Source organism: Alteromonas sp. 5NW40-0090 (genome assembly GCF_057552975.1).
In genome coordinates this window covers 1-11,368 of record NZ_BAAJLT010000005.1, presented here as the reverse complement: position 1 = coordinate 11,368, position 11,368 = coordinate 1, and the positions used below count along the sequence as shown (strand labels likewise).

At 42.8% G+C, this 11,368-nt stretch carries 8 protein-coding genes and 1 other RNA gene; 5 read left to right on the top strand and 4 right to left on the bottom strand.

Features of this window, described 5'->3' with window-relative positions:
* Window positions 1-126: 126 nt before the first annotated feature.
* Window positions 127-2,829, bottom strand: a complete 2,703-nt coding sequence (locus tag AC27KT_RS07240; protein ID WP_487128647.1) for a TonB-dependent receptor — start codon at window positions 2,827-2,829, stop codon at window positions 127-129.
* A 322-nt stretch (window positions 2,830-3,151) separates the two neighbouring features.
* On the opposite strand from AC27KT_RS07240, the gene AC27KT_RS07235 reads away from it, so the two are divergent.
* Together AC27KT_RS07235 and AC27KT_RS07230 are read left to right on the top strand one after the other, a co-directional pair.
* Window positions 3,152-5,122, top strand: a complete 1,971-nt coding sequence (locus AC27KT_RS07235; RefSeq protein ID WP_487128645.1) for a BCCT family transporter — start codon at window positions 3,152-3,154, stop codon at window positions 5,120-5,122.
* A 30-nt stretch (window positions 5,123-5,152) separates the two neighbouring features.
* A complete protein-coding gene (locus tag AC27KT_RS07230; RefSeq protein ID WP_012518305.1) occupies window positions 5,153-5,629 on the top strand; it encodes a MarR family winged helix-turn-helix transcriptional regulator in 477 nt (158 codons plus the stop codon).
* A 91-nt stretch (window positions 5,630-5,720) separates the two neighbouring features.
* Here AC27KT_RS07230 and AC27KT_RS07225 read toward each other — a convergent pair whose 3' ends face one another.
* A complete protein-coding gene (locus AC27KT_RS07225) occupies window positions 5,721-6,068 on the bottom strand; it encodes an RnfH family protein (RefSeq protein ID WP_474831862.1) in 348 nt (115 codons plus the stop codon).
* Window positions 6,065-6,496 carry a type II toxin-antitoxin system RatA family toxin gene (locus tag AC27KT_RS07220; protein ID WP_014949308.1) on the bottom strand — a complete coding sequence of 144 codons (432 nt, stop codon included), beginning with the start codon at window positions 6,494-6,496 and terminating at the stop codon, window positions 6,065-6,067. The genes AC27KT_RS07225 and AC27KT_RS07220 overlap by 4 nt, the downstream gene beginning before the upstream one ends.
* 145 nt (window positions 6,497-6,641) lie before the next feature.
* Here AC27KT_RS07220 and smpB point away from each other — a divergent pair, with 145 nt between their 5' ends.
* Window positions 6,642-7,121, top strand: coding sequence for an SsrA-binding protein SmpB (gene smpB / locus AC27KT_RS07215; protein ID WP_014949307.1), 480 nt, complete (start codon window positions 6,642-6,644; stop codon window positions 7,119-7,121).
* Window positions 7,122-7,165: 44 nt separating this feature from the next.
* On the opposite strand, the gene AC27KT_RS07210 is transcribed toward smpB, so the two are convergent.
* Complete coding sequence (locus tag AC27KT_RS07210) at window positions 7,166-8,389, bottom strand: NADH:flavin oxidoreductase/NADH oxidase family protein (protein ID WP_487128642.1); 1,224 nt, start codon at window positions 8,387-8,389, stop codon at window positions 7,166-7,168.
* Window positions 8,390-8,782: 393 nt separating this feature from the next.
* Here AC27KT_RS07210 and ssrA point away from each other — a divergent pair.
* Window positions 8,783-9,141: a transfer-messenger RNA gene (gene ssrA / locus AC27KT_RS07205) on the top strand.
* Between the two features lie 430 nt (window positions 9,142-9,571).
* Entirely contained in the window at window positions 9,572-11,260 is a 1,689-nt protein-coding gene (locus AC27KT_RS07200; RefSeq protein WP_487128640.1) for an AIPR family protein, read from the top strand.
* Window positions 11,261-11,368 lie beyond the last annotated feature (108 nt).

Sequence of the window (11,368 nt, the reverse complement as noted above, 5' to 3'; positions counted from 1 at the left end):
AGAGCTAGCCGTTCCAAAAATTGGGGGCTAACTCACCTTCATTTACTTAAAAGTCATGAAGGCGTATTGCCCCTGCAACGTTAATTGCTAATCGTAAATCGCCAATTTAGCTTTACTAACTTAACCTTAATAGTAATCGTATGAGAAACGAAGACCAATAGTACGCGGCCTATTTGTTACTACCTTAGGCGTGAATTGCTGCGTATCAATATTCAAAATTGCACGCTCATCAAACACGTTATCAATGTAAAGCTCGGCTTTCCATACGTCGTTTGTTACGCCAACAGCAAGGTTCGTCAGGATATAGGACTCCTGTACGTAACGGCCACCACGGAATGTTTCACCATTTGAATCGGTATAAGTGACCCCTTCAAACACGTCGGCTTCTTGTTCAATCTTAAGGCCTGAACCTGTGCCGTAAATAAGCGACGTTGCATCTTCCATTACATAGGCATCCATAACCATACCTGCCAAGCGGTCGCCAGTATAGCTTACAGAGCCGTTCACATACCCACGCTTATCACCTTCAAGTTCGAAGAAGTAACGTGCGTTAATATTGCCAGAGAATTTCGCTGAGTATGGAAGCTCTGAACCAACACCAGCAGCGATACCTTCAAGTTCTGAGTTTACGCGAGTTAATTCGGTATCCAATACACTGAAAGCAGCATTAATGATAAGGTCATCAGTGGCAAGCCAAGTCATGTCAGCATCAATACCCTTAATCTCAGCATCGCCTACATTGTCGGTGAATACCAAGAACGAGATATTAGTAGGGTCGAAGCGCGACGTTTGCAGTTCTTCAATTTCAGAATAATAAGCCGTAGCATTTACTCGGAATTGACCATCAAAGAAGTCACCTTTGAGACCCAATTCGTAGTTATCTAGCGTATCCGTTGTGGAATATACAGGAATACGGAAGTTTTCAAATTTACCAGACTGATTCGTTGCCAGGCCACCACCAACACGGTTAGTAACTGGAGGTCGGAAGCCTTCTGAATAGTTAGCGAATAGTAATACGTCTTTGTTAACCTTCCAGTCTAGCGAGAACTTAAAAATAGTGTCGTCTACGGTTAGCACGCCCTTGTCGTCTAACAGGTCTACCTCTAACTGCCCGCTTTGAATAGCCGCTGCTACTGCATCAGGGTCTAGTCCAACGGCCGCAAGCTCATCTGGGTCTTGTGTACCGAACGCACGAATACGTCGCGTTACGTCAACGGTTGACGTTGAGCCTACGTAGATATCATCGATTTCATACCAACGTGCGCCAATACTTGCTGTAATCGTGTCGGTAATATCATATTCCAGCTGACCAAATACGGCGATTTGTTCAATGGTGTGCGTGATATCGTTGATAAAGCTCACTTCAGAAGGGAAAGGGCCACCATCACTATTAATGCCTTCATTTCCTACTAGGGTACGTTGAAGGTTATCAAACCCGAATGTCGTCATTTCTGTATTGGCAATCTTGAACTGACCAACAGTTGCAACTTCTTGTTCGTCATAGAACAGTCCAGCCGTCACCCGCCATGGCGTATCCATGGTGGTATTGAAACGAATTTCGTGAGTATTACGGGTAGAAGATGTGTCTTCTTTATAATATTTGGTTGGATCTAAACAACGCTCGTCTGCGGTGTTATCAGGCGTATCGTAGTGGTTACACACGTAATACGCGGAGAATAAGCCGCCGTTTGTATAGCCTGTATAGTCCGCTAGCGTATCAATTTCGCGGTCTAAATAACCACCGGTATATACCACGTTCAGTTTTTCTAAACGCCCTTCAAGCGTCCACGTAGTTAAACCGAATTCGTCTTTATTCTCTTCTTGCTGGAAACGCAGCGCCGAGCTTTCACCTTCAAGTGTAGGGTCGTAGGCAAATACACCTTCTGTGTCTAATGTCTGTTGGGTGTGCTGTACAAGCAAGTCCCAGTCATCATTAAAATGATAAGATAATCCAAAACGCGCACCTGTGTACATCGCATCGTTGAAGTCTTCTTCGACAAGAGCATCGTTTTGTGGGGAAACAACGGCCGCGTCGGTATTAGAATTAATATTCGGATTGGTAATTCTGTTTGCGTCCATGCCCACCGGATCTGCTAATGGACCACCTGAAATGCGGTCAATAACCACAGCACTGCCAATGTAGCCACCCTCGCCCGGCACATTCATGACATTGTCTATCCAACCGCCTTGTTTGTCATTGTACGCGGCAACACGAACTGCTAGGTCGTCGGTAAGCGGCATATTGAAATACGCTTGTACCGAGTTGCTCATTTCACCGTCTTTAGTAAAACCGATGTTGGTATCGAAACCTGCAGCGAAGCTCGTGTGCTCAGGTTTATTGGTGATTAAACGAATAGTGCCCGCCTGTGAACTAGCGCCAAACAATGTGCCCTGTGGCCCAGGAAGTACCTCTACACGTTGAACGTCTGTAGCGTAAACATCTAAATTACGCCCTGCCATAGATACTGGCATTTCATCAAGATAGAAGGCTACGGATGGCTGTAACGCCTGTACCGAAGACAACATGATATTAGATTGGGTTGTTGCAGCACCGCGAATGTAGATTTCATTCTGGCCTGGACCTGTGCCCTGGAATACCACGTTAGGTAAAAATTCAACATAATCTTGGAAATTGTCTATTCCAAGATTTTCCAGTGCTTTGCCGTTAAGTGCAGTCACCGCAACCGGAACGTCTTGAATAGATTCACTTCGTTTGGTGGCGGTAACTTCAATGGTTTCAAGTTTAGCAGGCGCGTCTGATTCTTGCGCAGCCAGAGAGGTAGATGCCAGTGCAGCGATGATGGCACAGCTAAGCTGAGTTTTTCGCATTTGTGTGTATTTCCTTCAATTGTTTTTTATTCTTCGGACTGTGTTTACTTCAAACACATATCAAAAAGATCATATATTACGATACACCATCTCTTATTTATTTCTACTCTAACGATTATTTTTTAACCGTAAAACCAAAAAACTTACCACAAAGTCTATATATCAAAGATAAATAACAGACTTTTTCAATTAGGATTCAACACCAAACCCGACAATAGATACATATCGAATTATTTCATCTGATATTTATTAAAAGTGCTCCATGCTGTATATTTCGCCGTAATAACCTAAGTTGAAACAAAAGGTGAAAGGAAATTACTGCGTGATTGAAAACCAAAAGAAATCTCCACTCAATAAGCCGGTGTTTATTACATCGTCAGCATTGATTCTATGCTTACTTATCTTCGCCGCAGGCGCTCCTGAAGCTGCGGATGCGATCTTCCAAAAGCTACAGAGCGCAATTGTCACTAACGGCAGTTGGTTTTATGTGTTTACTGTCGCAGTGATAGTAGTATTTGTTGTTTTCTTAGGCATGTCGCGCTACGGCGAGATTAAACTAGGTCCAGATCACGCAAGCCCCGAATTTGGTTTTGGGACATGGCTAAGTATGCTATTTGCTGCTGGAATGGGAATTGGGCTTATGTTTTTCGGCGTTGCCGAGCCTTTAATGCACTTTTTAGCGCCCCCTACGGCGCAGGCTGAAAGCATTGACGCCGTTCGCGAAGCAATGAAAACTACGTTTTTCCATTGGGGTGTTCATGCTTGGGCAATTTATGCGGTCGTAGCGCTGATTTTGGGCTATTTTGCGTACCGTCAAAACTTACCTCTTACACTGCGTTCTGCTTTATATCCGTTAATTGGTGACCGGATTTACGGCTGGCCTGGACACATCGTTGATATATTCGCGGTCACATCAACAGTTTTTGGTGTATCAACGTCGCTTGGCTTCGGCGCTTCGCAAGTAAATGCGGGTTTTAACTATTTATTTGGTTTACCGTCAAATACTGGTGTTCAAATAGCTATAATGGCAGGTGTTGTTGGTTTAGCCGTTATTTCTGTAACTACTGGCTTGGAAAAAGGCATCCGCCGTCTGTCAGAAACCAATATGGTTTTAGCCTTACTGCTACTTTTAATTGTTCTTGTTTTAGGCCCAACCGTATTTTTACTGCAAGCCTTTATGCAAAACACTGGAGCTTACTTATCTGATTTAGTACGTAACACATTTAACCTGTTCGCCTATGAGAAAACAGACTGGATTGGCGGTTGGACTATTTTCTACTGGGGTTGGTGGTTAGCATGGGCACCGTTTGTAGGCCTGTTTATCGCGCGTATTTCTTACGGTAGAACCATTCGTGAATTTGTAATGGGCGTACTGCTTATTCCATCAGCATTTACACTATTTTGGATGACCGTATTCGGCAACGCCGCTATCGATCAGGTGTTGGTACAAGGTAAAGACGTACTGGCCCAAATGGTAAATGAAGATACCTCAGTGGCACTGTTTGTATTCTTGGAGCAGTTCCCTTTCTCTTCAGTGCTAAGCCTTATTGCAGTATTGATGGTCATCGTTTTCTTCGTAACCTCTTGCGACTCGGGAGCTATGGTTGTTGACATGTTATGTTCACACGGTGAAAACAACACCCCGCTATGGCAGCGAGTTTACTGGGCTGTTGGCGTTGGTGTCGTGAGTTCAGTGTTACTATACGCCGGTGGACTTGGCGCGCTGCAAACTATGACGATTGCAGCTGCCCTACCATTTGCCATTGTGTTGCTTATCGCCATATCGGGCTTATTGAAAGCGCTGCGTATCGAGGCGTATAAGCGTGAAAGTTTACAAGTGCTAACGGGTACACCGCAGCATAATGATTCAGATAAAAACTGGAAAGAACGCCTTGAAAATATTGTGACCTTTCCGGATGAAACCGCCGTTCGTCGTTATATAAACAAAGTGGTTAAACCCGCGCTTACTGAGGTAAGTGAAGAGTTTAAAGCGCAACAGTTTGAAATAAAGATTGAAGATACGGACGAAGCGCTCATTTTGACTGTTGATATGGGTAATGACCCTGAATTCATATATGCTGTGCACCCAGTGCCGACAGAACAGCCTGAATTTGGTCCAAGTGATACGCCAGCACTGGACGAAAACGAAAAGGCCACGTACTATCGCGCCGAAGTGCACTTGAGTGAAGGTGGTCAAAACTATGATATTATGGGCTGGTCGAAGATTTCGGTCATTAATGACGTCATCGATCACTATCATAAGCACCAACATTTTATTCATTTGCTTAAGTAACCGATAGGTTACGCATTTGTTGGAAGTAACATGCGAAAAGAAGAAGAACTATTAGTAGCACTACGGCGCGTAATACGCGCTGTAGACCTACGCAGCAAGCAGCTAAGTAAACATGTAGGTTTAACAGGCCCACAGTTATTGGTAATGCAAAATATTGAAGAACGCCCGGGTATAATGGTGCGCGAAATTGCAGAGAATATTAACTTAAGTCCTGCAACCATCACGAATATTCTAGATAGACTAGAATCACGAGACTTAGCTACGCGCATAAGAAGTACGCAAGATAAACGAAAAGTGGGCGTATTCTTAACCGAACGCGGCAAAGAGGCAGTGGTTGACGCACCTCGCCCGCTTCAAGAACACTTTGTGGAGCGTTTTTCGCAGCTTAAAGAGTGGGAGCAAAGCCAAATGGTCGCTACCGTTCAGCGTATTGCTAGCATGATGGACGCTGAAGATATTGATGCCTCACCTTTCTTGGAACTAGGCAGCATTTCAGAAAAAAGCTAATAGCCTTTGTCTTCTTTAAAAAAATGGCCTTCACTTGAAGGCCATTTTTGTATCTATCTTTGGCGCTGCCGCAGAAGCGCTCGGCTGGCTACTATGACTTCGCCTTAAGTGGATTTACCTTTCCACCCGTGATTTTGTCAGCGCGCCCTTCCTCTTTCGCTTTCTCAGCACGGCGTTTTCGAATTTCTTTAGGGTCAGCAATAAGCGGGCGGTAAATTTCAATACGATCGCCGTCGGTAAGCGTGTCGCGTAGCTTAACAACACGGCTCCAAATACCCACTTTTGTTGCTTTTAAGTCGATTTCGGGAAACTGCTCAAGCACATTAGAGGCGTTGATCGCCTCTTCCACCGTCGCATTTTCATGAATAGCAACATCAATGATAGTTTGCTTGGTGGGCAACGCGTAGGCAACCTCAATATTGATGAGCTTATTACTCATGCGTACACGCTCCGCGCTCTGTCTGTGAACGCTGCAACCATACTGCTGGCTAAACTATTGAACACTTTACCAAAAGCCATTTCAGCTAGCTTATTGCTGAATTCAAACTCTAGGTTTAATTCAATTTTACAGGCTTCCTCTGATAACGCTGAAAATGTCCAACCACCGGTAAGTGAGCGGAACGGACCGTCAACCAGTTGCATTTGAATACTTTTACCTGGCTCTAGCACATTGTGCGTTGTAAACCATTGCTTGATACCAGCTTTTGCCACTAACAATGACGCTTTCATGCTTTGCGCTGACGTGTCGAGGATTTTGCTATCGGTACAGCCTGGCAAAAACTCTGGGTAGGAAGCTACATCGTTGACTAAGTTAAACATGGCTTCTGCGCTATGAGCTACCAGCGCGCTTCTATGAATACTTGGCATTGATTCCACTACAATTAAAACTCTTGGCGGCATTGTATCACAGAAAATTTGGTTCGCTTGTATTCGGTTTTGAACCAAATGCCCCAATATAAGATAACAATGACAACTAAAGACATTCCTTTGAACAATCAGTATAATAGCCAGCATGAAAAAGAATAAAGCCAACAAAAACACCACAGGAAATATCGCGCAGAATAAAAAAGCGCGTCACGACTATTTCCTAGAAGACAAGTTCGAAGCCGGACTTGAGCTTCAAGGGTGGGAAATTAAAAGTATTCGTGCCGGTAAAGTGAACATTACCGATGCGTACATTATTATCCAGAATGCCGAAGCGTATTTGGTAGGGTGTAGAATTAGTCCGCTGAATCAAGCCTCTACCCACGTTATCGCTGCTCCTGAGCGTGCTCGCAAATTGTTGCTGAACAAACGAGAAATTGACCGTTTAATGGGTGCGCGAGACCGCCAAGGTTATTCAATCGTTGCCACGTCTATGTATTGGAAAAAGTGTTGGGTGAAACTAGAAATTCACTTAGCAAAAGGTAAGCACGCCCATGACAAGCGTGACACCATTAAAGACAAAGATTGGCAACGTCAAAAAGAAAGAATGATGAAACACAGCGTTTAACGCTGTGTTTTTATTTGGGCTGCCGAAAAAGAAATGTAATAGGTTTAACCTACGTCTCGTTTCGTCATTTTCTTGCGATGTAGCATATCAAGGATCAGACTCCACAGCGGAGACGGGTTTCTCAAGGTGGTTAGGTTATTCCCAAGGCGTCTAAGTTGTCTTCGCACCATGGCCATATTCGCAAGGCTTGCAAGCGATTTATCTTTCCAAGAGCAGTGTGGAATTATGCCCGAATACGCCCATTCTTGTTGCCACTTTTTAGCTAGGTCGGGCGTAATAGCAAGGGCGCTGGCTAATCCAACAAGGGCACAGCCCTGTTCAATCACTTCCTCTGCTACCTCGGCCCTTTTTATACCGCCAGTTGTCATAAGCGGAATATCAGTTTTACTTACCAGTGCCTGCGCAAATTCCAAAAAGTACGCTTCTCTGGCCAGCGTGGTGTCGTCACGAGTTTGCCCTTGCATGGCAGGCGCTTCATAACTGCCGCCAGACAACTCTACAACATCAACACCCAAGGCTTCCAAGCGATTTACCACCTCACAGGCATCATCAAAAGAAAAGCCATTTTTCTGAAAGTCTGCAGAGTTAAGCTTTACCATAACAATAAAGTCTTTAGCGCAAACCGCTCGAACCTGACTGACTATGTTTATTAATAAGCGTGCGCGATTAATAATAGAACCGCCCCACTCGTCTTGGCGCTGATTAGTAAGCGGAGACAAAAACTGCGTAAGCAAATAACCGTGAGCCGCGTGAATTTCAACACCATCAAACCCGGCTTTTTCAGCTTGCTTAGCAGTTTGAACGAAACGTTTGCACACATCGTGAATGTCTTGGCAGGTCATTTCTCGTGGTTGAGCAAACAGCTTGGAGTGTTTACCCATATCAAGCGGTACCGCAGAAGGCGCAATAGCTTTGCCTTTCATCGCTTTAAATACCTGTCGACCAGGGTGATTAATCTGCATTATGGCCAAAGCGCCATTAGACTTAATGATTTTTGCCCACTTTTGAAACGGCGCGATGTCGGTATCTTTTTCTAGTGCTACGCCACCTGGCCCTGTCATGGCGCCTTTATCGACCATAACGTTGCCTGTGATCACCATGCCTAAATTGCCGTGGGCCCAATATCGATAGAGTGAGTACAAAGACTCTCCGGGAATATTTCCCATACTCGACATATTTTCTTCCATCGCAGCTTTAACGATACGATTACGCGCTGTTACGCCACACGGCAAGGTATACGGAGAATACAATATGGAATCTGAAGACATTTACACTACAAGCCTTTTAATTATGCTCACGTACTTTAATGGTTCTTGCTACTAATTGCATCATTACATCAGCACTATTTCCTTAAAAATTCGCTAAAGTAATCAAATAAAAAGCGCTACTTTAGTTTATAAATTGCGTTTTTTGCACAGCCCTTGTGCGCTCGGCACTTGAATTTTATTCAAGCATCCGCATATCTATGGTAGTTCAATAATACTCAATGTTTGTGTGTTGCTGTTTAAGCAAAGCTTCAACTGAAGGCCACACAGGTAAGCTTTTGAAAAACTAGATGTTATTTTTGGTTGATTTATAGCCAAACCCTTAAAATTTATAGTAATTTTCAAAAGAATGTATTTCACCATGTAACAATTGTGCTATTATTGAAAATCACACTCGGGGCTGATTAGGATTCGACAGGATCTAGGAAGCCGGAGGTGCATGCAGAGGAGCGGTTTGCCTCTTAAAAAGCCGCATTTAAATAGTCGCAAACGACGAAACATACGCACTAGCCGCTTAATAACCGGCATAGGCCCTTCCACCCTAGTCTTTTCCTGCTAGCGGGGATTCGGAAGGTCATCCAAGTAGGATAGCGAGGGAACCTTGTCTAAGGGTGAACCGCGAAACAGTATTAGGCCAGCTGCAAGGAAATCCTGTTTGTCGGAGTTCCAAGCAGTTAAATAAATGACAAACTAAGCATGTAGTACCAAAGGTAGACATTTTCTGGACGCGGGTTCAAATCCCGCCAGCTCCACCACATTAAACCCACTACAGCCCCACTACAACGGGGGCTGTAGCGGAATCCCCCACTAACAACCCACTAGCAATCAACAACAAAGTACACTTTCCCTGCACGCACTGTATTTAAAGGGTTTCAGGCTAATTTGAAGTTTTCGGCTTTTGCTTAAATTTTGGTGGAAATACACCATTACTACACGATGATTTGCTCTCCTTTCCGTATGCCCTAACGGTGCCACTTTTACTTTCTGTGCAGTTTTTGTGTAAAAAGTTTATCGCCATCGCATCAGCCTGATCTGACCGATTAAGGGTTTTGATAAAACTGTAAGATCACGAATTCTATTTATGCTGTTCAACTAAATTAATTACGCTTAAAGCAAGCCTTTCTTCAAATCCTCTTTTTATTGTATAGTATTGAAATGTAGTAAGTATTTTTATAGAAGGATCTAATGGCAAATAACGACTTGGCACTTATTGAAGCACTAGTTACTGGACAAATGTCAGAACTAGAGTACGTAGGAAATGATAGTGATTTTTTTGAAGTCTTCTCTGTTGAGAATATCTTAAAGGATAAAGATCTAAGTTTCGAAGAAATTGAACTAGGTATACTTGATGGGCCAGATGATGGTGGAATCGACAGTGCTTACATATTTATAGATGGAGAGCTGATTAATGAAGAACCTGATAACTTTGATTTTCTGAAGCGTCACTCGGTAATTGAGGTTCATTATTTTCAAACTAAATATTCAGCCTCTTTTAAAGAAAGGGCAATTGAATCGATTCAAAGAACCTTAAACGATATGCTCAACCTAAATGTGGACTTAGATACCTTTGATGGAGAATACAATCCACAATTACTAGCCCACTTTGAATTAATCCGAAAAATTATCAAAGCGAGTGTAACAAAGTTTCCTAAATTGAATATAAAGTGCTATTACGCTACAAAAGGAAACAAATCTACTATTCACAATAAATGCATAATAAAGGGCGAACGAGTTGTAGAAGATATACAAGCAACTCTCTCAGGAAGCGAAGCATCTTTTACGTTCTGGGGTGCAAAAGAACTACTTGAAGAAGCAAGAAAGCAACCCAAAAGCACTTTCAGTTTGGTAACAAAAGAAGGCTTTTCACCTGATAAAGGGTTATATATTGCGCTAGTTGAATTGAAGAATTTATATAGCTTTATCTGCAATGAGGAAAAACAGCTTAATAAATCTATATTCGAATCCAACGTGAGGGACTATCAAGGGAATGTCAACGTAAATAAAGATATCCAAAATACCTTAGAAGAACCTAAAAACGAAGACTTTTGGTGGTTGAATAACGGAGTAACTATTCTTGGCACAAAAATTTTCACTTCAGGCAAAGAATTAGCGATTGAAAACCCTGAAATTGTAAATGGCTTACAAACGTCTACTGAGATATTTAACTTCTTTAATGGAAGTCAAAATAGCGAAAAACCTTGTAGAGAGCGACATGTTTTAGTTCGTGTAATTTGTCCTGAAACTGAAGAAAGCAGAGACCGCATTATAAAGGCAACTAACAGCCAAACTAAGATTCCGCAGGTATCGTTAAGAGGTACTGACAAGATACATCGAGATATTGAAGATTATTTTGTGACTAAGGGGCTATATTATGATCGAAGGAAGAATTACTATAAAAACTCTGGCAAGCCCATTGCCAAAATTATATCTATTTCCCTTTTAGGGCAGGCCTTGATGTCGATATTGTTGCATAAGCCAAATGTCGCGCGAGCAAGGCCTTCTACGCTGTTGAGCAACGATGAAGAGTACAATAAATTATTTTCCGATAAAATCGCTCTTGAAGTTTATTACAAATGCGTTGCTGTACTCCAAAAGGTTGATAGTAATTTGAAGGCAAATAACACCATTGACACGAGTGTTAGGAGTGACCTCAAATACTACGTTGCCTTTGGTGTTAGCTATGTAGTGCTAAAAGGAATGCCGACTGTTAATAGCATTGAGACCCTGAATCTAGATTTAATTGATGAAGATGTTATTAATAAAGTGTTAAGAATTGTCCAGCGAGATTACGGCAGCTTGGGTGCAACCAACAAAGTCGCAAAGGGAAATGAGTTGATCACTATGGTTGTAAACTCTATCAATACGCTCATTTGAAGATAACCTAACTCAAATTCAATCGGCGACGCAACTTAAAGACGCTTAGTTGTCAGGTCAAGTCTAAGCTAGCACAAGTAAGCTAATACAACTCAACATAATCTAATG

Excerpts from the sequence above, each read along its gene's own strand:
- AC27KT_RS07240 (WP_487128647.1), bottom strand. The coding sequence starts at position 2,829 with ATGCGAAAAACTCAGCTTAGCTGTGCCATCATCGCTGCACTGGCATCT.
- AC27KT_RS07230 (WP_012518305.1), top strand. The coding sequence starts at position 5,153 with ATGCGAAAAGAAGAAGAACTATTAGTAGCACTACGGCGCGTAATACGC.
- AC27KT_RS07225 (WP_474831862.1), bottom strand. The coding sequence starts at position 6,068 with ATGAGTAATAAGCTCATCAATATTGAGGTTGCCTACGCGTTGCCCACC.
- AC27KT_RS07220 (WP_014949308.1), bottom strand. The coding sequence starts at position 6,496 with ATGCCAAGTATTCATAGAAGCGCGCTGGTAGCTCATAGCGCAGAAGCC.
- smpB (WP_014949307.1), top strand. The coding sequence starts at position 6,642 with ATGAAAAAGAATAAAGCCAACAAAAACACCACAGGAAATATCGCGCAG.
- AC27KT_RS07210 (WP_487128642.1), bottom strand. The coding sequence starts at position 8,389 with ATGTCTTCAGATTCCATATTGTATTCTCCGTATACCTTGCCGTGTGGC.
- AC27KT_RS07200 (WP_487128640.1), top strand. The coding sequence starts at position 9,572 with ATGGCAAATAACGACTTGGCACTTATTGAAGCACTAGTTACTGGACAA.